Here is a 21,889-nt window from a genome sequence, read left to right as displayed (position 1 = left end):
TTGCTGCACCGCTCGACTTGCATGTATTAGGCATGCCGCCAGCGTTCGTCCTGAGCCAGGATCAAACTCTCCGATAAAGTTTTTATCGAAAAGCGATAGGCTCGCTTCGAAAAACACTTGCTTGTTTAACTTACTCTTACGAGTAGTTTGCGATTTTCATCTTCACAATTATTCTCTACGCAGCGCTTGCGCACCGCTAAGAGGTAACTGCTCGTCTGCATTGTTCAGTTTTCAAGGCTCAAAGTCTTTTGGAATCTCATTGTACCACGAAGGTTCCTCAACTGCAACCCTCATTTATTGGTACTTCGCGCCGTATCCGTTTCTTTCGCGGTGTTTCGCGGCGACGTTTTTTATATTAGCACATGCTGATTTAACCTGTCAACACCAAAACGACTAAAACTACAAACTCGACTCAAGTTGCATTTTACAAAGGCGACTGTACAAACCACCTTGCTGAATGAGAACTTGATGGGTGCCCTGTTCAACAATGCGACCTTCATCAAACACGAGAATACTGTCTGCTCGCTTGACTGTCGAAAGACGGTGCGCGATGACTACAACAGTACGACTTCCAGCGAGACCATTGATAGCACTTTGAATTTGAGCTTCTGTTTCCACGTCTACTGAAGCAGTCGCTTCATCTAGAATGAGAATGGGAGCGTTGCGCAGAACTGCCCTAGCAATAGCCAAGCGTTGTTTTTGTCCACCCGAAAGTCGCAGGCCGCGTTCACCAATGGGGGTTTCGTAGCCTCTCGGCGTGTTTACAATAAACTCATGCGCGCAGGCCGTCTTGGCTGCCGCGATAATCTCCTCTAGAGTAGCCTGCTCACTACCGTAGGCGATATTCTCGGCGATTGTGCCATTAAACAAAAATACATCTTGTAAGACAATAGATATCTGCTCGCGCAAGGACTTCAGCGTAATATCGCGCAGATCATAGCCATCGAGCAGGATGCGTCCCTGCCTGGGATCATAAAAACGCGTTAGCAAACTTATAATAGAAGTCTTGCCTACTCCGGTTGGCCCCACTAAAGCCACCATCTTGCCAGGCGGAACGGCAAAAGAGATCTCTTCTACCACCCTCTGCTCGCTGTTGTACCCAAAGGTGACGTTGTCAAAGACGATATGCCCTTGGCCTCGCGGCATGGAAATTGCTTCATCGCTATCTTTAATATCCGGCACGGTATCTAGCACTTTAAATACTCTTTCCCCTCCGGCGATGGCGCGCTGAATATCCTCCATCAGGCGACCCATAGCCGTTATGGGCTGGTAGAACAAGTTCAAGTAGAGCATAAACGCGACGATATCACTGCCCCGCATCTGACCGCGCAAGGCGAGTATGCCGCCAAAAAAAATTACGATAACAGTTCCGAGAGAGGTCAGAAACTCTATGGTTGGCTGAAATATGGCTCCGTAACGCAAAGCTAGTAAAATGGCCCTGACATGCGATTGGGAGTGATAATCGACCTGCTGCCTCTCCCAAGCTTGCTTGTTAAACACCTGAATCTCCTTCAGCCCTGAAAGATTATCCTGCAAAACGGCATTGAGGTCGGCTATCTTCTTTTGCGCGACGGAAAAGATCGGACGCACTTTTACGGCATACAAGCGAGTGGCTAAAATTAAGAACGGCACCGGCAGCAAGGTTAACGCGGCTAAAGTAGGATTCATGCGAAACAATATGAAGGAAACTCCACCGAGCACTAGTATGTTCGCACCAAGCTCAGGTATGGCATGAGCAATGAGCGACTCAAAAGTCGCCACGTCATTGACAGTGATGGACATCAACTGCCCGGTTTGTTTGTCTTGGAAGAAACCCATGGAGAGTTTCTGCAGATGGTCATAGACCCGTGTACGCATATCTGCCACGAGTTGCCAGGAACCCACGTGCGACATATAGCTTGCTAAGAAGCGAAAGAGAATCTTGCCCGCGTACAGACCAAGCAGGCTTAAGGCAATTGGCGTGATGACACCCATGCTCAAATCATCACCCGACTCCACGTAGGAAAGCAGGCGGCGAATGAGCTGAGGAGCTAGCAAATCTAGGCTGGTAAGACCCAAGATGGCGACCCCAGTTACCAAGAGATACTTCCAATGAGGACGCGCCTCATGGAGCAATCTGCGCAAAAATGACAAACGGAACCACCTCAATCGCCAGCAAAAGCCAAGCTCAACTTTAGGGGATACGGAGCAATGTGGCGTGAATAAACCCTACTCTGCCGTCTGCGAGTCTGATGCGATGCCACTCGCGGCCGCGTTCGACTACTTCTACCCTGGCATTCAGTGTCAAGGTCGTAATGACAGCGAAAGTCGTACCTGCCCCCTGACGGACATTGACTACATTCGCACCAGTAACGAAACCATGCAGAACAGGAGCAGGCGGCGGAGTCACAGGGGGTGGTGTTGCCGCTTGTCTCTCTAATTGCGCTACCTTGCCCTCAAGAGCTGCGATGCGCGACTCCAATTGCCCGATCGTAGCGGCAAGAGTAGCCACTGCCGCAGCACCTGTTTCTAGTGTGCTCAGCCGATTCACTAGGGGCGCAATGCCCTGCGTGAAAAAGCTAACCGAAATGAGGGGATCGTCGGCTGTACCGGGCTGGGGCGAGAATGCCCGCACCGATAGGACGCTTCCAAAAGTCACAAAAGTCAACACCAAGGCTGCAATTACCTTTTTCGCCATTCTCTGCTGTCCTCCTTATGAGCTTCACATGGTCAAAGCTAAGCTTCTTAGGCTACTTACTTCGCGGTGTGAGCCTGCAATTCCTTTCACCAGGCGAAAATCATGTCAACAATCGACGTATATCTTCAAGATCGTGCGTAATCCGCGCGGGCGGAAGTTCCTTTAAGAATACTTTACCATAAGACTTTTTTTGTAGGCGGTCATCGAGAACGGCTACGACCCCTTTGTCCGCGGTGGTTCTGATTAGGCGGCCAAAGCCCTGCTTGAGGCGCAAAACAGCTTGCGGCAATGAGTACGCATAAAATGGGCTCTCCCCCTGACGTTCCAAGGCTTCACAGCGAGCTTGGACTATGGGCTCGGTGGGCACAGCAAAAGGCAGCTTCACTACGATAACGCACGACAAGGCCTCTCCTGGCACGTCAATTCCTTCCCAGTAACTGGCTACTGCTAAGAGCACTGTCATACGCCCTGTCTTGAATTTATGCATCGTCGTCCCACGGGCTTCTTCACCTTGCTTGAGCAAGGTGAACCCTTTCGCTTTGAGATCATCTAGCAGAGCATAAACGTTATTCATGGAACGGAAGGATGTGAACAACACCAACGCGCGGCCCTTGGTGACAGCGACAATTTCCCTGACTTTACTCGCAACATACTCATCGTAGAGCATCGATTCAGAAGGCTCCATGGCATTGTGCGGCAAGTAGAGCAAAGCGTGATTGGCATAGTCAAAAGGAGAGTCAAGTTTGAGCATGTGGCACTTTTCAACACCTATGCGCCTAAGTAATCGTGAAGATAAAGTCGCGGAAGCCATGATGACTGACTGTATGCGCGAAAAAACATGCTCCCTTAGATCCTCCTGCAGGGAGACCGGGGCGGCCACCACAGCGATGTCAGGTTGATTAGACTCAATCCAGTAGGCAAACTTATCCTCGCCTCCCTGTCTAGAGAGCACAAACGTAAGATCAAGATTGAGGCGCGTTAAGCGTTCAATTAATAGAGCTATGTAGGCGTCTTGCTCTTCATTATTATCGCCCCCCCGAAGTTCGGCGACGGCAGCAATAAAATCCTCTAACGGCTTCTGTACGGTGTTCTCGAAAATATCGTGAGCATAGAGCCGCCTAGGCGTGCCTAGAATGGCAAACAGATGCGCTGCGTCACTTAACACGCGCATGGCTGCACTCTCGAGCGCGGCAATACGTGCGCTAAGGAGTGGCGAGCTGAGCATACCACCTGGTTTAAGACTCGATGTAACCGCACTAGTCGCCAAACGCATACGCGGCAGGCTTACTCTGACACTAAAGAAATCTGTGGCGACGTCTTCTAAGTGATGCGCCTCATCGAACACTACTGCAGCATAATCCTCGAGCACTGCTTGCTCGGGCGAAAAATTCGGTTCTTTGCGCACAGCAATGTCCGCAAAAAACAGGGCATGGTTAACTACTATGACATTCGCTTTGGCTTGCGCGCGACGCGAAGTATAGTAATAACAAATGTCGACATAAGGGCACATGCGCCTAAGACACGCATCCCCATCACCTGCGACTAACGGCCACAGTTCAGCACTCGGCTGGAATGACAATTCTTCGCGGTCGCCTACTTTAAGTTTCTTATCCAACACAGCACGCTGAATTTCTCGCAGCTCGTCAACCTGCCTTTTCTCTGTTAAAAGGCCGCGGTCGAAGCTCCGCAGGTTGTCCATCTTGCGCCGACAAAGAAAGTTGCTGCGTCCTTTGGCCAAGACAGCCACAAAAGAATGCTCTGGGCCGAGAGCGGCCTGTAGAAAAGGAATGTCTTTCTTATATATCTGCTCTTGCAAACCAATGGTGCGCGTGGACACAACCACCCGCTTGTTTTCGCGCAAAGCAAACAGCACGGCCGGAACGAGGTAGGCAAAAGTCTTGCCTAAACCTGTGCCAGCCTGTGCCACCAAGATATGACTGCTGCATAGGGCGTCATCAACAGCTCGTGCCATAGTCACTTGACCACGCCTAGGCTCATAGGTGGGGTGAGTTCGGGCAATTCGACCGCCTTCGGCAAAGATATCTTCTAATTTCATATCCCTAGTTTATCAGAGAGTAGCACGAATTTACTAGGGGTTCGTCGGGAGTGGTGGGCGCTCGCCAGACGGCGGCACGCCGAGTCCTGTGTGGAGTGGGAATGGCAGATTAAACACGGCCTGAGGCACTTCCCCTAGGTAGGTGACGTCGGCTATCGGCAGTTGTGAGCGCACGCTCACACTTTGACTGACGAAGGGTATGACCACCTGAACAGTGGCGTAAACTTGTAGGTATATCTTGTGCCTCGTTTGATTGATGCCAGCAGACTCAAAAGCGTCGGCAACCTCCACGTTCACTGCTCCCACCGGGATAATGGTAAATTGTACGCGTGGCCCAAAATTAGCCAATATGGGGCTACCAAGAGCTTGCCCCAGGGGAATAGCAACCACAGTCCCCTCCAACCGCTCGAGAAACTGTTGCACGCGCAAAGTGGTCGAGGCCACAATACGGTTCACTTCCATTGTATTTACTTGCGCCCATGCCGGCCGCCCAGCGCGGTCGAGATGCACCGAGATAAGAGTGCCGTACGAAACGTCATCCGCGATTTTCGTAATTATGGCCTCATTGATAGCTTGTGTGGCCAACATCTTGGCACGCATCTCAGCTATAGCGGTGAGTGGGGGTAGTAGCCGCACGTCAATAAGGTGCACGAGTAGCCCCAGCAGAACTGAGGTCACTACTAAGTATAGACGAACGGAACGAAGGCCACGGTAGCGCACCAGGTATTCCCCCCTTGCCGATGTCGTCAAATACACTCTATTGTATGCGCGGCCTGCTCGACAGGTGCCAACTACGAAAACACCTACCTTGTTGTGTAATTTTTGCCCATATGATACTTTGGGTCAGGATGATATAATTACCTGTACGCTTTATACATCGGAGCAAGGAGGTCGCGATGACCATGAACAAGAGTACGCCGAAGAAGGGCCAGAGAAAGACTAGGGGCAAAATGCTTGGCGCGTTATACTTTATTGTCATAGCTGGCTTTGTCGCCTTTGTGGCTGGCCTGGGGCTCGTTTTTTACTTTGTCCACGATATCCCCCCGTTTACCATGGCCGATCAATTACCGCGAGAGACTTCCTTCGTTCTTGACTCATCGGGGGCCACGGTCGCCAAGTTACATCAGGAGCAAAACCGCGTTACCGTACCGCTAGCCACCATGCCCGAACACTTAGTTGAGGGCGTCATTGTCATGGAGGATATTCGATTCTACAGCCACTTCGGCATTTCGCCTCGTGATTTGGTCCGCGCTGCCTACCTCACCCTCACTGGGCAGGACTTTCAAGGCGCAAGCACTATCACGCAACAAGTGGCGAGAAACCGCATTCTGCGCGATCAGCGCGTAACAATCAAGCGCAAAATTCAAGAGATTTACGTGGCACTGCGGATTGAGCGTGAATACTCAAAGACTGAGATTCTGGAGACCTACCTGAACGAAGTCTTTCTCGGGGGCTCCGCGCATGGTTTCCAAGCCGCGGCCCAGCAATATTTTGGCAAGAACGTGAGCGACCTAACCCTTGGAGAAAGCGCCATGTTAGTGGGCATTCTGCCCTCACCAAACGCCTGGCGACCGCGCACGGCCGATATGGCTCCAGCACGCAGGCGACAGGCCATCGTTCTCGAGCAGATGGTTAGACATGGCCGCATTACCGATGCCGAAAGAGACGCAGCCATAGACGCACCTATCACCTTAGTGGTCCCTCGTACCCAGCCAGGTGAAACTAATCTGGCCATGTACTTTGTTGATCATGTCATAACCCAAGTAGAAGACATTCTCATGCAGCAGAGAGGCATCACCCGCGCACAAGCCTCGGCTGCCATTCACACTGAAGGGCTTTCTATCAAAACCACTCTGAATCTTGACTTGCAGCGCGCTGCCGAAAGGGCAGCCTTAGAGATTTTTACGCAAGAGAATGGCATTCTACAGCGTATGCAACGCGAAGCACGCACTGACCGCAATCCAGAGATTAGGCGCTTCGCCGCTGAAGCGACTAATTTTACATGGGCTAATGCGCATGGCCTGCAGCCCCAAGTTTCGATGCTGGTAATTGAACCTAGCACTGGCTTCATCCGCGCGTGGCTGGGTGGGCGAGACATGATAGGACGCTTTGGCCGCGACCGCGTAGCAGGTGAGCAGAACCAACCTGGCTCCGCCATCAAGCCTCTGCTTGTGTACGGCCCAGCTCTGGCCGCAGGTCGCATTACTGCCGCCAGCACGATTGATGATGCCCCCGTTTCTTACCCCACAGGCAATCCAAACGATCCCTACTTTGTGCCACGCAACTTTGACTTTAACACTTTCTGGGGGCACACCTCTATACGCAAAGGGCTAGCTCGCTCCTACAATGTTATGGCAGTCAAACTTCTGCAGTCCTTTGGGGTACGTAACTCCATGGACTGGGCCAAACGTTTAGGGATTACTTCCTTCGTAGAGCGCGGACCTGAAAATGACATGGGTTTAGCGACGGCACTCGGTGGCATGACGAACGGCATGACCTTGCTAGAGCAAGTGCGCGCCTACAATGTCTTTAACAATCGGGGAGTATTAGTAGAGCCAAGTGCCATACTGAGCATTGCTACGCGAGGCGGCAGTGTGATCTACACCGCTCCCGCTCCAGCACAACAGATAGTAACAACCGAACAGGTCGCTTGGTTGATGACTGACATTCTGCGCGGCACTGTAGAGAACCAGGGCGGCGTGATGGGCACAGGTCATGGCGGCCTGCGCGGCGGCGCCATGGGGCGCTTCGCCGGACAGGCGGCTGGCAAAACCGGCACCACCGATGGCAATGCCGATGCTTTCTTTTTAGGCTACACCCCTGACCTTACAGCAGGAGTATGGATAGGACATGATGACCTGACAACAGGAGTGCCGCGCTTTGAAAATAACGCGCCTCAACTACGCACCTCAGTGCCTCCGCTTGCTCCCCCTCCTGCTAACGAAACTCCCGAGGCGAGGCTACAGCGCATTTTGCGTTCTGACCCCTATGTGCGAGGCGGCTTTCCTAGTACGGGGAACAATGCTGTGGGTAGCGGCTTTGCAACCGCTATATTTGGTCGCATGATGTCTATTTTTACCGCAGGGACACCAACTGCGGAGTTGCCCAACTTTAGTGCGGAGTGGTACGAAGAATACGGTGTTTTCGGTCCCCCGCGCCGCCTCGGCTTTGTGAGACAACGCTTTTGCTCCGTCTCCGGCAAGTACCCGAGCGAACTGTGCCCAAGCGAGGATGTAAGCTACGATTGGTTTATCGCCGGTACTGAACCCCGTCCGGATAATCCTTGCGACATGCATGTGGTGGTGCGGATATGTACCGAGAGCGGCCAGCTCGCAACTCCTTTCTGTCCGCCCGCTTCTGTGGTAACCCAGGTACGGGTACGCCGCGCCCCCTATGCAGTTCTTCTCGACCGCAGTGGAAATCAACTTCACCCCGTCGATAGGGCAAATCAGGTGCCTTTTGACGACTGCACAGTGCATTCCCCCCCCGGGGGCACAGGCGGCAACTAAACATTTCAAAACAGAACCCCCAAGGAGATTCCTCTCTTTGGGGGGTTTCTTATCGCTTGAGGACCACCACTGTCACTCCAGAGCCACCCTCATTCGCTTGGCCGTACCGGAAGCTGTCAACTTGGGCATGCCCCTTGAGAAAATCTCGCACGCCTTCCCGCAATACTCCCGTTCCCTTGCCATGGATGATGTGAACCTGGCTGAGACCGCCCAACAGGGCATCGTCTAGGTACTTGTCTAGCTTCAGCACCCCCTCCTCCACCGAATGCCCTCTTAGGTCTAGTTCCATGCGCACGCCACCACGGCTGAGATCCACCATGTGGAAGCCCCCTCCACGCGCGCTGCTGGGCTGAATTTTTGTTTCGAGCTTTCGCAAATTCTTCTGTTCTGTTGTCGTACGGAGAGCCCCCATTTGCACAGTCACTTGACCGAGAGGGGAGATATAGAGCACCCTTCCCTTTTGTTTAAGATGGGTGACCATAACCTCATCGCCCACCGCAAGTTCACTTAAAGGCGCAGCTACGCTAGCCTCGCTCGAGACTACGTCCTCGGGGCTCATCTCCTTACTTAAGTCGCGCCAACGCTGGCGCACTTTCTCCACCGTAGACATTACTTCTTGGCCAGAATTTGCCTCCTGCGCCAGACGCAGCTCCTCAATGAGCGCATCGATTTCATGTTTAGCGCGATACACAAGGGCTCTAGCTTCAGTCGCAGCCCGGTGCAGTACTTCTTTTTCTTTGTCCTGCAGACGCTTGGCCTTTTCATCTACTTGCTTGGTCAGTACCTGCGCCTGCGAGCGCAGAGAAAGGGCCTCACGATGCGCCTCTTCAGCCTCTAGGCGACTTTTCTCTAGGCTGCGAATCAGGTCTTCTACGCGCAGCACCTCGCCGCTCAGGTAGCCTCTAGCTCGACCGATGACGCTTGTGTCAAGCCCCAGCCGCTCCGAAATCTCAAAGGCATTGCTCTTGCCTGGTAGGCCTATGGTTAACTTAAAGGTCGGCCGGAGCGAGTCAACATCAAATTCCATGCTGGCATTTTGCACGCCGCTCTTGGTGTGGGCATAGGCCTTGAGTTCACTGTAATGGGTGGTGGCCACAATGCGAGTGCCACGTTCAAGTAGCGTATCTACAATAGCCATAGCCAAGGCCGCTCCTTCTGTGGGGTCAGTGCCTGCGCCAAGCTCATCTAGCAGGACTAAGGAATGACCATCGGCAACATCCACAATATGGCAAATATTTGTCATGTGCGACGAGAATGTGCTGAGACTCTGCTCAATGCTCTGTTCGTCACCAATGTCGGCAAAGACAGTGTCAAAAATCGCGGCGCGACTAGCGGAGGCCACAGGGATGTGCAGACCGCATTGCACCATCAGCGTTAAGAGCCCCACTGTCTTAAGTGTGACGGTCTTGCCTCCCGTGTTAGGGCCGGTAATTAGCAGTACGTTAAACTCCTGCCCTAGCCTAACATCTATAGGTCGAACTTCATGTCTGGGAATCAACGGATGACGCGCCCCTTTAAAAAAGAGCTCGCGGCCTTCGGCAATGTCCGGCTCTGTGCACTGCCATTCTAGGCTTAGGCGGCCTTTGGCGAGAGAGAAATCTAGCCTCGCCAGTAACTTTAAATTGCTCAGCATGCTAGTAGCATGTTCGCCTACGCTACCAGACAATTGGCGCACTATGCGTTCGATCTCATGCTCCTCAAGCGCCATATACTGGCGCAATTTGTTGTTGATCACGACCACCGCCATAGGCTCGATAAATACCGTGGCACCGCTAGCTGACTGATCATGCACTAGGCCTGGAACTTGCCCCTTGTATTCTGTCTTAACTGGCAGCACATACCGGTCGCCGCGCATGGTAACAAGCTGTTCTTGCAAGTACTTCTGTATAGAAGAAGAACGCAGCATGCCTTCAAGCTTGGCGCGAATCTCACTCTGAGCGCTGCGAATATCGTGTCGCACCGTGCGCAGCTTATCACTGGCCTTATCGAGGACTTCGCCGCCTTCGCCAATGCAGCTTAAGATTTCATCTTCGACCGCTCTGTGGCTCACGATGCCAGCGGCATGTTCCGCCAGTAGGGGGTATGTGGCTTCCCGAGCCATAAAGAACTTCTGCGCGCGGCGCGCTGTGGCCAATACTTCCGCGAGGGCAAAAAGGTCATGCGGGGGCACAGAGGCTCCTAGCTGACACCGTTTCACCACGGCACGTACATCGGCAATCCCCTTTAAGGGAAATTCTTCGTTGCGAAGAATGGCTCTCGCTTCGCCCGTTTCCCTTAACCATCGCACCACCTCGGCGCGATCACCGCTAGTCGACATACTTACGACTAGTTCCCTGCCTAACTCAGAAGAAACAAAGCCGGCTAGGACTTCTCTGACTTTATCTAGCTCTAGTACACGCCAAGAGCGTTCATGCATCTTCTTCACCCCTTATGGAAAAAACCCCGGTTTTAGACCAGGGGCCTTACTCGTAAAATAAAATCCCTTAGTTGTTCATAGAAGCGTGGGCTTATGCGCAACACAGCGTTCACCACCTGTGAACTCTCAATATGGGCAGAAAACGCCCCGGCGGGCATGGCCCTAGCCACAGAGGCCACGAGAAAAACGATGACCACACCCTTGCCGAAGCCTAGTGCGGCACCGCCTAATCTGTTAAAGGAGCTGATTACGGGCAGTTTAGCTACCATATCTAGCGCATTGGCCAACAATTCGGCAGCCATGCGCGTCACGCACACCACCACCACGAACCCGAGAATATTAACCGCCATCGCACCAATCTCAAAATCACCCCACAGAGGACCAAGAGCTTGGCTTAAGTGAACATCGAGGTTAAAGAGGCGGTTAAGTTCCGCTGCCAGTTGGTCTCCGAACGAGAAAGCTAGGTAGATAGAGCCCACCCAGGCCACAAGATCGACAATCTGTCTGACTAAACCGCGACTCAAGCCTGAGAGAGTGAAGAACGCAACTACAAACAACAGCACATAGTCTAGACCGTTCAGAGTGGGCACTTATCTACCCCCTAGTAATTAGGCTACGCACGCCCTTATCTTGCGGTATGGTTAGTCTATCTTCCTTGACTGTACAATACTCCACTTCTGGCTAACTTCCTGCAAGACCACGTAAAGTTGCACCCAAAGTAGTCTCTACCCCGCTCTTGATATCTTGCAATAACTCCGCGAGATCTAGATCAGTAAAACTACCCTGGTCGCGGTAAAGCTCCAGTCGCAAGGCCATGCTCTGCATACCACTAGGAACTCCGGCGCCCTTGTAGACATCAAACACGGTGACGCTCGCGACCTGCCCTAGACTACAATGTTTGACGACTTGGCACACTTCTGCAGCCGATACGGTGGCAGGCAAAACAAAAGCTAGGTCACGCTCAAGTGGCAGGTGCTTCCCCAGGGCTTTATACTGTGGTTCGAAATCCGTGAGCGCGAAAGCCTTCTCGAGCTCTATCTCACAGAGAACAAAACGTTCGCGTAGTCCCAAGCGAGGATGAAGCTCTCCCAAAAACCCTATGTTTTTCTCGTGCAGCACAATGTCGGCCTGTCTCCCTGGGTGTAAGAAGGGATGCTGACTGACCACAAACTTAGCTTGTGGCAAGAGACTTTCCACGACGCCTTTAACAAAGTAGTAGTCAAGCCGTTCTGAGGGCGCGTTCCAGTGACCTCGGCGTTCGCCAAATGCGCCTAGACAAAGCCTCTCTGGCTCACTTCTTTGTTCATTATGGTCGCCGTCCGGCGGCAAAAAGACGCGTCCAATTTCATAGATTGACATGCCAGGACGCTGTCTAGCCTGATTGTATTCCAACACTTCTAATATACCCGAAGTCAAAGTGCTGCGCAGTACACCGCGCTCACGGCTAAGGGGGTTCTGGATGGGTAGAGTTTGACTAAAGGGGTGGTCGGGACTTAACCCTAAGCGCTCTGCAAAAGAAGGGTCAGCAAAGCTTAAGGTCATGATCTCATCCATTCCCAGACCCCTAAGCTTACCCCTTAGTATGTTGTTCAGTTTTCCGCTTGCGGTGCGCTGGCCCTGCGTAATAGTGCCAGACAATGGTAATGCCGGCACATGCCCAAAGCCATGCAAACGACCCACTTCTTCGATCAAATCAATCTCTTCCATCACGTCACGCCGCCGCGAGGGGACTTTCACCTGCAAGGCATCACCAAGCATGGTCACCCCAAAACCAAGGCGTGTGAGTAGGCATGACATCTCCGCAGGTGTTAAGTCAGTGGCCAGCAAACTGCTAGCCCGCGCTACCCTTAAAGCAACTGTGCGCTCTGGGGTCTCGGGCGGCAAGCAACCTACAGGCGCGCCAGACACAAGGCCTAAGCCTAACTGCTCGATCAGGTAGGCGGCACGTGAAAGCGCCAGCCACAAACCCTGTGGGTCAACACCCTTGTCAAAGCGGGTAGAAGCCGCGGTCAGTAGCCCTAGCGCACGCGACGTGCGACGAACGCTGGTACGATCAAAGAGCGCTGACTCGAGGATGATGCTCTTGGTAGCTGGGGTAATTTCGCTCTCTAAAGAACCCATTACCCCAGCCACTGCAACCGCACCCCGCTGGTCGGCAATGACTAATGCGCTCTCGGGCAATGCTCGTTCCTCACCGTCTAGAGTTACTATGCTCTCTCCGCTACGAGCAAGGCGTACAGTGAGTGCCTGCCCAGCTACCTTGCTATAGTCGAAGGCGTGTAGCGGCTGCCCTGTTTCCCACAAGACGAAGTTAGTGATATCGACAATGCCATTGATCGGCTTGATGCCCACGCCCTGTAAAAAATTTTGCATCCACAAGGGTGAATCAGTGACGACAATATTATCTACTACGAGGCCCAAGTAGGCGGGGCACAATTCTTTATTGTCAATGTGGACTTTGAGCGACGACCAATTGATCACGGGAGGCGCCAGTTCCATGGTGCGCATGGGCAGCAACTTGCCATTGGTAAGAGCAGCGACTTCCTGCGCCACGCCAAGAAGGCTCAGGCAGTCAGAGCGGTTAGGAGTGAGGTCTAGTTCAAGAGTGGTATCTAGCAACCCCATTGTCTCGGCGACATCGCGCCCAAGCTGTGTTTCAGGGGGCAAGAGGTAAATGCCGTCCTTATTCGAGCTTGGCACAACTTTGCGATCAAGACCCATTTCTTCGCTAGACAAGAGCATGCCATAGCTCATGACCCCGCGAAAATCGGCCGGCTCAATTATTTTTCCATTTGGCAGCACAGTGCCAGGAACGGCCACAGGAACGACATGCCCACACTTCACGTTCTCTGCCCCGGTAACAATGGTCAGTGTTTCACCGCCCACGTCCACTGTACATACCCACAATTTGCTGGCCTTACTATGGGGCACCACCTCGATCACGCGGCCAGTTTTAGCGCCCCGTAACATTGTGTCTCGCGATTTGACGGCATCAACCGCCACCCCAGCCGCGGTCATGAGCGCGCCCAACTCTACTGGTGGTGGGACCGGGACAACATACTCTTGCAACCATTTATAAGAAACTTTCACTGCCTTGCCCCCCTAAAATTGTCTGAGAAAGCGATAGTCATTGACAAAGAAATGGCGCAAGTCTTCAACGCGATACTTGAGCATGGCGATACGTTCGACGCCCATGCCGAAGGCAAACCCGCTCACCTCTTCTGGGTCGTACCCAGATTGCCGCAAGACATTAGGGTGTACCATGCCTGCCCCCAGTATTTCAATCCAGCCTGTGCTCTTGCATACCTGGCAACCAACCCCGCTACACGACCCACAACTCACGTCCACCTCGACGCTAGGCTCAGTGAAGGGAAAGTAACTTGGCCGCAGCCTGATTTGTCGTTTCTCCCCAAACATTTCTTGCGCGAAAGAAAGCAGGGTCGCCTTGAGATGCCCTAGATTAATGCCCTTGTCGATGACTAACCCCTCTACTTGTTGAAACATAGGGGAATGCGTGGCATCATCGTCACGCCGATAGACCTTGCCCGGGCTAATAATACGTACCGGAATCGTCGGGCTTAACTTCTCCATAGTACGTACCTGCACGGGTGAAGTCTGCGTGCGCAGCACCAAGCCACTCGTCAAGTAAAAAGAATCCTGCATATCTCGCGCCGGATGATCTTGAGGCACATTGAGAGCCTCAAAATTGTAGTACTCTGTTTCTACTTCGGGCCCATCCACTACCGAAAAACCGAGCCGCAAAAATATATCCATAACCTGGTTGATGATGCTGCTAAGTGGGTGGGCATGACCGACATAGCAAAGTCTCCCCGGCAGGGTAACATCGAGGCGTTCTTGCTGTAAGCGCAGGGTAAGCTCTTCTTCTCTCAGTGCACGCTCATGTTCATCGAGCGCGGCAGTCAAGTTGTCGCGAACCTCATTCGCGCACTGACCCACTACTGGCCTCTCCTCGGCGGACAAAGAAGCCATACTGCGCAAAATGGTCGTAAGTTGCCCTTTCTTGCCAAGCAGTTCTACACGGTAAGCTTGCAACTCCTCGGTATTCTTGAGGCTGCCAATGCGCTCCAAGGCGTGATTCTGTAGCATCCTTACGTCATCGAGTAATTTCACTTTCACCACTCCCCATAAAAAATAACCTCGCCCCATGTAGGGGCGAGGTATGCTCGCGGTACCACCCTGACTAAGCCAGCAAAGGCTTATCTTTGTGTGCAGGTAACGTCGCCACACGAAGAGTTCTACTCAGGACACAGCCCTTTCTTCTCTCAGCTCCAGAGCGAAACTTCGCACTCGTGCCTGCAGTCGCGCTCGCAGTTTCAGCGCAACCTCCCTGCAGCAGGCTTGCTCGATGCTACTCTTCTCTTTCACTGCCTATATATTTTTTAATTGAAATGGAGCCTGCGATACATGAGATAAGCGAACACCGAGCCTGTATCCTCAAAAAGTTTCCAGAAGAAACCGGCGGTCAACATTTTCACGTAGACACACCCTCTCGCTAGCTACTAGTGAGATTATAGCATGGGTGCGCTCTCAGGTACAAGGAGTTGCCCCTGCCATTGCCTGACTATTTCGTACAGGAGAACACCGGCAGAAATACTGACATTGAGTGACTCTGCTCGCCCCCACAGAGGTATGCGCACTAACTGCGCTGACTCACGCCAAAGCGGGCTAAGCCCCGCCCCTTCATTGCCAAAAACAACTGCCAAAGGTACTTGATAGCGAAAATCGTAGTGCACACTCGTACCACGAGGGTCAGCGGCTACTACGCTGTAACCGCTTGCCGAAAGCAATGACAGTAACGACGCGACCGGGACATTTTGGGCGATCGGCAAGTGAAATATTGACCCCATACTAGAGCGAACTACCTTGGCATTGTAAAGGTCAACGCTGCCTTCCGTTGCCACAAGGGCCGCAGCCCCCACTCCATCAGCTAGGCGAATAAGAGTACCCATGTTGCCGGGGTCTTGTAGTCCATCCGCAACAACAACTAACTGCGGCTTGGCATTTAGCAAAGTTACTAGCGGCAGGGCAATATCTGAAACAATGAGGAGGGCGCCTTGGGGGGAAGCTGTTTCGCACAGCGAAGCAAAAAGCATAGGTTCTACCAGTAGAGTCTCTACCGACGCTTGCCCTACTAGGGCCATCACGCCCGCAACGCTAGCGCGATTAGCTTCCGCCTCGTCTATAAGACAAGCGAGGGCACGCCCGGAGGACACTGCCTCACACGCTGCCCTCGTTCCCTCCACCAAGAAGGCCCTGTGCTTAGCACGCCCGCGCGCACTGTGTAGGGCGCGCGCCATCTTAACCCAGCGATTCTCAGAGGAGGTAATGCGCTTGTCCAGCACTTTAAACCCGCTCCAGTTTCTTTAAGTCCTCATTGCGGCCGACTACGACTAGTACATCGCCAGCCTGGATTCTGTAATCTGCTTGCAGTGCTAGTTCAAACTCCTCGCCGCGCTTTATGGCGATAATGTTAGAGGAGTAACGGCTGCGCAAGTCTAAGGTGCGCAAGGTCTGCCCGACCATGTTGTCACTCACCAAAAACTCCAAGATACTGAGCTCAGGAGCTAACTCGATATATTCTAAAATATTGCTAGCCACGAGGTTACGTGCGACTCGGGTACCCATGTCGCGCTCGGGAAAGACAACCCTATCCGCCCCAACTTTGTATAGCACTTTGCCGTGTACGTCACTTTGAGCCTTGACCACCACCTGCTTGACCCCAAGCTCTTTAAGCATCAGAGTAACGAGAATACTAGCCTGAATATCGCCACCAATGCCGACGATGACCGTGTCAAAGTTGCGGATGCCGAGTGCCCGCAAGGCCTGTTCATCAGTAGCATCGGCCTCCACCGCACGGGTGCAATTATCTAGATTAGCGCGCACCCTTTCTTCTTCATCGTCAATGCAGAGCACCTGATGCCCATGCGCATGGAGGGTACGAGCGACGCTAGAGCCAAAACGCCCAAGTCCAATAACGGCAAACTGTTTTTGCGTATCTTTAGCCAACGATGATCTTCCCTTCTGGATATCTTACAACATTAGCACAAGGATCACTCTTGCTCGCTAACGCGAAAGCTAAGGTGAGCGGACCGACACGCCCAGCAAACATTGTAAATACCAGTGCTAAGCGTCCGACCGTAGAGAGGGATGTAGTAATGCCTCGACTAAGCCCTACCGTGCCAAAGGCCGAAGTTGTCTCAAACAATATATCTAGGAAGGCGTGTTCTTCTGTAATGAGCAGCAAGAAAGTCACCGACAAAACCAGACCCAAGGCCAAGGTAGCCACCGCCAGAGACTTAAAGGTCATGGCCACAGGGAGACGTCGACCATTAATAACTACTTCCGGCTGCATACGCAGGACCGACACCACACTTAAGACAATCATAGCGAAGGTGGTGGTCTTTATGCCGCCGCCGGTCGACGCTGGCGAGGCCCCAATGAACATCAAGCCCACTATCAGCAACGTAGTAGCACTACCCAGAGCGGCCGTCGGAACGGTGTTATACCCCGCTGTGCGGGGTGTCACCGCGGTAAAGACCGCACCAAGCACCTTGCCTGTGAGATCATAGGGAGCAAGGGCATTGTTCCACTCTAGTATCCCAATCAGGATGCTTGGGAGGATTATAAGAATTAGCGTCACCTTTATGGTCAGACTGGTATGGAGCGATATCCCCTTAAATCCACGGTGCGTATATATATCAGCGATAACACTAAAACCGATACCACCGAGAACTATCAAGGCGATAATTACGCCATTTACGAGCGGATCGGAGGTAAAGCCCTCCAAACTACGAAAGTTGCCAAACAAATCAAAACCCGCGTTACTGAAGGCCGAGACGGCGTGAAACACCGCGAACCAGAGACCGCGCAGTGTGCCATAAAGGGGTTGAAACCGCCAAAACAACAAGAAAGCCCCGACACCCTGAATAATAAAGGTGGTCATGACAATGTACTTAATGAGGCGGACCATGCCCTCTAGGGTGAACTGGTTAAACGCTTCTTGGATAATGAGGCGATCTTGAAAAGTGATGCGTTTACCCAGAAGCACGGCGACCATGGTGGCTACCGTCATTAGACCCAAGCCACCCAACTGAATGAGAACAAGAATCACCGCTTGCCCAAAAAATGTGAAGTGCGTACCTGTGTCTACCACGACTAGCCCTGTAACACAGACCGCCGAGGTAGCGGTGAAGAGAGCGTCGACAAAACCAACCGTTTCCCCCGTGGTAGCCCACGGCAACATGAGCAAAAATGTCCCTAGTAGTATGAGCGCCAAGAAGGTAAGTGCCAACACCTGCACCGGGCTCAATTTTTGTAGCCGAGCGTACATCGCTTTCCCCCAATGTAAAGAACCGGCAAGTCAAAGAACGCCTGCCGGTTGTTTCTTTCTATTGAACGAATTGCTGCTTGGCCACGCTGACTAAGCTAGTGAACGAAGCTGGTTCGCGCACTGCCAGATCGGCCAACATTTTACGATTCATAACCACGCCAGCCATCTTAAGCCCATTCATCAAGCGGCTGTAAGACATTCCATTAATGCGAGCGGCGGCGTTAATGCGTGTAATCCATAGCTTGCGGAAATCACGCTTTTTTCTTCTGCGGTCACGGAAGGCGTAGTAGAGCGCCTTCATCACCTGTTCATTAGCTACTTTGAATCTCTTGCTCTTGGCACCCCAGTAACCCTTAGCAAGCTTCAGAATCTTCTTATGGCGAGCGCGTGCAGTGACGCCTTTCTTTACACGTGGCATAATCTAACCTCCTAATAGTTGTCTGCTTAAAATTTGTATGGAATGAGCTGCTTTAGACGGCCCATATCTGTTGGGTGAACAAGACTAGCCTTGCCGAGGTTGCGCATCCGCTTAGACGACTTGGCCTCATTAAGGTGATTCTTCATATTGCTGCGCCGCAAAGCCTTGCCGGTGCCTGTAATTTTAAACCTCTTGGCTGCGCCGCGAACGGTTTTCACTTTTGGCATGTTGCTGCCTCCTTATTGTTGCTGTTTTTTGGCATTCAAAAACATAATCATGTTGCGCCCTTCGAGCTTCGGCTCGCGGTCAATCGTGGCTAAGTCTTGCACTAAGGCGTAAAATTGCGTCAAAACGTGCTTTCCACGGTCAGAATGGGCGACTTCACGACCACGGAAGCGAACAGTGACTTTGACTCTATCGCCCTCCTTCAAGAACTGAATGGCCGAGCGAGACTTAGTCTCCAAGTCATGTGGCTCGATGTTAGGACTAAAGGTGAGTTCCTTGACATTGATGATGTGTTGTTTCTTGCGAGCTTCGCGGTCTTTCTTGCTTTGCTCATACTTAAATCTGCCGTAGTCCATAATACGGCAAACTATGGGCTTGGCCGTTGGCGCCACATTGACAAGGTCGAGGCCTTTCTCCTGGGCAATGCGCAGCGCATCGCGGAAAGGTCTTACCCCCAGCTGTTCTCCGTTTTCATCAATCAGACGGACTTCGCGGGCTCTAATCTCGTCATTCACTTGGGGCTCGGCTACTTTGGTTTCTTTATTAATGACTAATCCACCTCCTAAAATTCATAACAATAAGGCGAGTGTCTTCCACCCGCCGAATAAGCACTGCGACAACTGTCGCGCACTATTAACCCGCCAACATAATTAGCAAGGTGAGAGGCGGATGGCCCCTACTTCATTACAACTCATTATAGCCCGGCAGGAAACGGGAGTCAAGCGTTTGCGTCCTCTGACGAGCTGACCTCTGCCTGCCCATGGCAGCTAGTGGCACCACCCCTACTTCCGTACAGTCGCACCTAAAATCTCTTCGACGTAGTGACGAAAGTCTAGGAGATGCCTTTCAATAATCGCCTGCACGATCTCTAAGTTTAGGGCTTGGTAATCGTGGACGGCGATGTTGCGAAAGCCGATCATGTTCTTCATGTTCTGTGCCGTGTTGGGGGAGAGAGTACCGTGCTTTCTAAGTATTTCGATCGAATCACGGCTTGATTGAGGCACACCGAGGGACTGCTCCGCAACTAGGTGCATAGCTAGATCAATAACAGCTTCACAGGCGCGCAGCAGATTGAGCATGACCGAATCTTGTTTAGTAAGGTTTTCCAGTGAAGCGGCGCTACCGCCGTACTCCTCAACCACGCGTTTCACGCAGCGCTCGATAACCGCGCACTTGTTGATGATCACATCTCTGTTCACGCCTCTAAACTCCCTCGTGCGTAATTTTGCATTATGGCCGCCCTTTCCTCATTGAGACGCGCATACATTTTGTAGACACGCATGGCAAACAACTGGCGGAACAGCTCTTCTGTGCAGTAGATAATAGAACCTTGACTCACAATTTGCATCTGCAACACGGTCGAAGCAACGTTAAGGTCTACTAGATCCACATCAACATGGAGCAAGGAAGCAAGCTGACCGGCCAAGGTGAATCGTTCGTAAGGGCTTAGATGCTTATCTGCGACATAGGCGATATCAATATCGCTATCTTGTCGAGCGGTGCCTGAGCTTTGTGAGCCGAATAGATAGACGAAGGAGGGTGCCACATTTTCTCGCAACATCTCCACGATAACTTGCTTTTGAAAATCAGAAATCAACGGCAATCCCCTCCTTTTGTTCTAGCAAACTGCCCATAATATTACGCTGACACAAGCATATCTCATGTTAATTTTAGTGTAAAGCGAACTATTTCTCGACAAATGGCCCCTGTTCTAGGCTTCGTCCCGCTGGTGGGGAAAAACCGCAGTAAGGACACGGGCCAATAGTATGAATATGCCTATTACACCAATCATTACCGGTAAACCAATGGCGGCGATCATGAGCGCGGTGCGGACTTCTTCTGGCATGAAAATGACCTCCCTTTATCCTGAAATGAGTCCGGTATAGTGCAGGCAAAAATGTCTATGCTCCCAGCAAGGCCTTTATAATGGCGATAACCACTACGCCCGCTACGATGGAGCAGAGTTGTCCAGAAATGTTTACCGACATCGCGTGCATCAGTAGGTAGTTCTGCTTGTCCTCCGCGAGCGCCATTTTTGCCACCACGCGCCCGGCCATAGGAAAGGCCGAGATGCCAGCAGCACCAACCATGGGGTTAATTTTTTCCTGCCTAAACAAATTAAGAATTTTGGCAATGATGATGCCTCCCGCAGTCGCAAAGGTCATGGCCCCTAAGCCTAGCATCATAACACCTAAGGATGTGACGTTAAGAAAGTTGTTGGCCGTCATAGTACCGCCAATAGTAAGGCCTAGCAGCAAAGTCACTACATTGATAAGTTCGTTTTGCGCTGACTGACTGAGCCTGTCAGTGACGCCGCTTTCGCGGAGGAAGTTACCCAACATAAGGAAACCCACCAAGGGGACGGCTACTGGTGCAATGACGCCCGCCACGATGACAACACATAAAGGGAACACCAACTTTGCTGTGCGTGAGACTTCTGGCCCGCTGTGGTAGTGCATGCGCAATTTCCGCTCACTAACAGTTGTCAGCGCTTTGATGATAGGTGGCATAATCAGCGGGGTGAGCGCCATGTAGGAATACGCCGCCAAAGCTAACGGCGCTAAAATTTCTGGCGCGTACAGCGAGGCGACATAAAGTGTCGTCGGGCCGTCCGCAGTGCCGAGGATTCCGATGGCTGTTGCCTGCGCGATGGGAAACCCGAGCAGCGTGGCCACGATAATCGTGGCGAAAATACCCACTTGTGCGGCCGCGCCTAGTAACATGACCTCAGGGTTCTTAAGCAAGGGACCAAAATCGCACATCGCCCCGACCCCGATAAATATCAAGATGGGAAACAGCTCCGTAAGTACTCCGACCTGAAGTAGCAAAGTCAAAGGGCCACCCTCCCCCACTGCTCCAGATAGCGGGATGTTAGCCATAACCGCTCCGAAGCCGATGGGGACGAGCAGCAAAGGCTCATAGTTCTTTTTGACGGCAAGATAGATGAGACTAAGCCCGAGTGTCCACATCACCACCTGCTGCCATGTCAAAGCAATTATACCCGCTAGAAGTCCCCCAATTATCTCTCCCATGTATGTAATGACCACCTTTCGCATCATGTCCCCAACGATTCTACCACCAAATAAGTGTTCTGCCTATCTGCACAATCACACGTTAGTTTGACAGGTCCTTTTTTACGGCAAGTCTGAAGACCCTTGAGCTACAAGGCTGCAGGGGTATATTTTTTTTAGTTTTTCTTTCATTTTTCAGTAGCATAAATTGGCATAATATGTTATG

General features: G+C 52.2%; 18 protein-coding genes, 1 rRNA gene and 1 other annotated feature. Of the genes, 1 reads left to right on the top strand and 18 read right to left on the bottom strand.

The genetic code is table 11. The features are described from left to right. From KGZ92_03595 to yunB, 5 genes are all read right to left on the bottom strand, one after another. Window positions 1–77 (bottom strand): 16S ribosomal RNA (locus tag KGZ92_03595); the annotation flags it as partial. A 322-nt stretch (window positions 78–399) separates the two neighbouring features. After that, complete coding sequence (locus KGZ92_03590; GenBank protein MBS3888373.1) at window positions 400–2,133, bottom strand: ABC transporter ATP-binding protein; 1,734 nt, start codon at window positions 2,131–2,133, stop codon at window positions 400–402. Between the two features lie 40 nt (window positions 2,134–2,173). Beyond that, window positions 2,174–2,677: an SH3 domain-containing protein gene (locus tag KGZ92_03585; protein ID MBS3888372.1), complete on the bottom strand. Its 504-nt coding sequence runs from the start codon at window positions 2,675–2,677 to the stop codon at window positions 2,174–2,176. A 100-nt stretch (window positions 2,678–2,777) separates the two neighbouring features. Then, window positions 2,778–4,733, bottom strand: coding sequence for a hypothetical protein (locus tag KGZ92_03580; protein MBS3888371.1), 1,956 nt, complete (start codon window positions 4,731–4,733; stop codon window positions 2,778–2,780). A 33-nt stretch (window positions 4,734–4,766) separates the two neighbouring features. Continuing rightward, window positions 4,767–5,453: a sporulation protein YunB gene (gene yunB, locus KGZ92_03575; GenBank protein MBS3888370.1), complete on the bottom strand. Its 687-nt coding sequence runs from the start codon at window positions 5,451–5,453 to the stop codon at window positions 4,767–4,769. 182 nt (window positions 5,454–5,635) lie between these two features. On the opposite strand from yunB, the gene KGZ92_03570 reads away from it, so the two are divergent. Beyond that, window positions 5,636–8,242, top strand: a complete 2,607-nt coding sequence (locus KGZ92_03570; GenBank protein ID MBS3888369.1) for a transglycosylase domain-containing protein — start codon at window positions 5,636–5,638, stop codon at window positions 8,240–8,242. Between the two features lie 49 nt (window positions 8,243–8,291). On the opposite strand, the gene KGZ92_03565 is transcribed toward KGZ92_03570, so the two are convergent. The 13 genes from KGZ92_03565 to KGZ92_03505 all read right to left on the bottom strand — a co-directional run bounded on the left by KGZ92_03565 (window position 8,292) and on the right by KGZ92_03505 (window position 21,672). Then, entirely contained in the window at window positions 8,292–10,658 is a 2,367-nt protein-coding gene (locus tag KGZ92_03565) for an endonuclease MutS2 (GenBank protein MBS3888368.1), read from the bottom strand. Between the two features lie 32 nt (window positions 10,659–10,690). Continuing rightward, window positions 10,691–11,248, bottom strand: coding sequence for a CvpA family protein (locus tag KGZ92_03560; protein ID MBS3888367.1), 558 nt, complete (start codon window positions 11,246–11,248; stop codon window positions 10,691–10,693). A 91-nt stretch (window positions 11,249–11,339) separates the two neighbouring features. Continuing rightward, the gene (locus KGZ92_03555) at window positions 11,340–13,748 is read right to left on the bottom strand and encodes a phenylalanine--tRNA ligase subunit beta (protein ID MBS3888366.1); all 2,409 of its coding nucleotides are present in this window, start codon (window positions 13,746–13,748) and stop codon (window positions 11,340–11,342) included. Between the two features lie 12 nt (window positions 13,749–13,760). Next, window positions 13,761–14,765: a phenylalanine--tRNA ligase subunit alpha gene (gene pheS / locus KGZ92_03550; protein MBS3888365.1), complete on the bottom strand. Its 1,005-nt coding sequence runs from the start codon at window positions 14,763–14,765 to the stop codon at window positions 13,761–13,763. Window positions 14,766–14,824: 59 nt separating this feature from the next. Further along, window positions 14,825–15,053 (bottom strand) — a binding site (T-box leader). Window positions 15,054–15,187: 134 nt separating this feature from the next. Further along, window positions 15,188–16,021, bottom strand: coding sequence for an RNA methyltransferase (locus tag KGZ92_03545; GenBank protein MBS3888364.1), 834 nt, complete (start codon window positions 16,019–16,021; stop codon window positions 15,188–15,190). Window position 16,022: 1 nt separating this feature from the next. Next, on the bottom strand, window positions 16,023–16,685 hold the full coding sequence (locus tag KGZ92_03540) for a TrkA family potassium uptake protein (GenBank protein ID MBS3888363.1): 663 nt from the start codon (window positions 16,683–16,685) through the stop codon (window positions 16,023–16,025). After that, window positions 16,678–18,009, bottom strand: coding sequence for a TrkH family potassium uptake protein (locus KGZ92_03535; GenBank protein MBS3888362.1), 1,332 nt, complete (start codon window positions 18,007–18,009; stop codon window positions 16,678–16,680). The genes KGZ92_03540 and KGZ92_03535 overlap by 8 nt, the downstream gene beginning before the upstream one ends. A gap of 58 nt (window positions 18,010–18,067) precedes the next feature. Next, the gene (rplT, locus tag KGZ92_03530) at window positions 18,068–18,427 is read right to left on the bottom strand and encodes a 50S ribosomal protein L20 (protein MBS3888361.1); all 360 of its coding nucleotides are present in this window, start codon (window positions 18,425–18,427) and stop codon (window positions 18,068–18,070) included. A gap of 26 nt (window positions 18,428–18,453) precedes the next feature. After that, the gene (rpmI, locus tag KGZ92_03525; protein MBS3888360.1) at window positions 18,454–18,654 is read right to left on the bottom strand and encodes a 50S ribosomal protein L35; all 201 of its coding nucleotides are present in this window, start codon (window positions 18,652–18,654) and stop codon (window positions 18,454–18,456) included. A 12-nt stretch (window positions 18,655–18,666) separates the two neighbouring features. Further along, entirely contained in the window at window positions 18,667–19,221 is a 555-nt protein-coding gene (infC, locus tag KGZ92_03520; GenBank protein MBS3888359.1) for a translation initiation factor IF-3, read from the bottom strand. Window positions 19,222–19,434: 213 nt separating this feature from the next. Beyond that, the gene (locus KGZ92_03515) at window positions 19,435–19,851 is read right to left on the bottom strand and encodes a DUF86 domain-containing protein (GenBank protein MBS3888358.1); all 417 of its coding nucleotides are present in this window, start codon (window positions 19,849–19,851) and stop codon (window positions 19,435–19,437) included. After that, on the bottom strand, window positions 19,848–20,213 hold the full coding sequence (locus KGZ92_03510) for a nucleotidyltransferase domain-containing protein (GenBank protein MBS3888357.1): 366 nt from the start codon (window positions 20,211–20,213) through the stop codon (window positions 19,848–19,850). Before KGZ92_03510 ends, KGZ92_03515 begins: the two co-directional genes overlap by 4 nt. A gap of 340 nt (window positions 20,214–20,553) precedes the next feature. After that, the gene (locus KGZ92_03505; protein MBS3888356.1) at window positions 20,554–21,672 is read right to left on the bottom strand and encodes a sodium ion-translocating decarboxylase subunit beta; all 1,119 of its coding nucleotides are present in this window, start codon (window positions 21,670–21,672) and stop codon (window positions 20,554–20,556) included. Between the last annotated feature and the right edge of the window lie 217 nt (window positions 21,673–21,889).

The sequence above is a fragment of the Bacillota bacterium genome (assembly GCA_018333655.1).
Lineage (GTDB): Bacteria > Bacillota > UBA994 > UBA994 > UBA994 > BS524.
Note: the sequence above shows the minus strand (reverse complement) of the source record. Positions and strands in the feature narration are given on the sequence as shown.

Bases quoted from the DNA above. Each gene is read 5' to 3' on its own strand.
- KGZ92_03585 (MBS3888372.1), bottom strand. From the start codon at position 2,677: ATGGCGAAAAAGGTAATTGCAGCCTTGGTGTTGACTTTTGTGACTTTT.
- KGZ92_03580 (MBS3888371.1), bottom strand. From the start codon at position 4,733: ATGAAATTAGAAGATATCTTTGCCGAAGGCGGTCGAATTGCCCGAACT.
- KGZ92_03570 (MBS3888369.1), top strand. From the start codon at position 5,636: ATGAACAAGAGTACGCCGAAGAAGGGCCAGAGAAAGACTAGGGGCAAA.
- KGZ92_03565 (MBS3888368.1), bottom strand. From the start codon at position 10,658: ATGCATGAACGCTCTTGGCGTGTACTAGAGCTAGATAAAGTCAGAGAA.
- pheS (MBS3888365.1), bottom strand. From the start codon at position 14,765: ATGCTACAGAATCACGCCTTGGAGCGCATTGGCAGCCTCAAGAATACC.
- KGZ92_03535 (MBS3888362.1), bottom strand. From the start codon at position 18,009: ATGTACGCTCGGCTACAAAAATTGAGCCCGGTGCAGGTGTTGGCACTT.
- rplT (MBS3888361.1), bottom strand. From the start codon at position 18,427: ATGCCACGTGTAAAGAAAGGCGTCACTGCACGCGCTCGCCATAAGAAG.
- rpmI (MBS3888360.1), bottom strand. From the start codon at position 18,654: ATGCCAAAAGTGAAAACCGTTCGCGGCGCAGCCAAGAGGTTTAAAATT.
- KGZ92_03510 (MBS3888357.1), bottom strand. From the start codon at position 20,213: ATGTTGCGAGAAAATGTGGCACCCTCCTTCGTCTATCTATTCGGCTCA.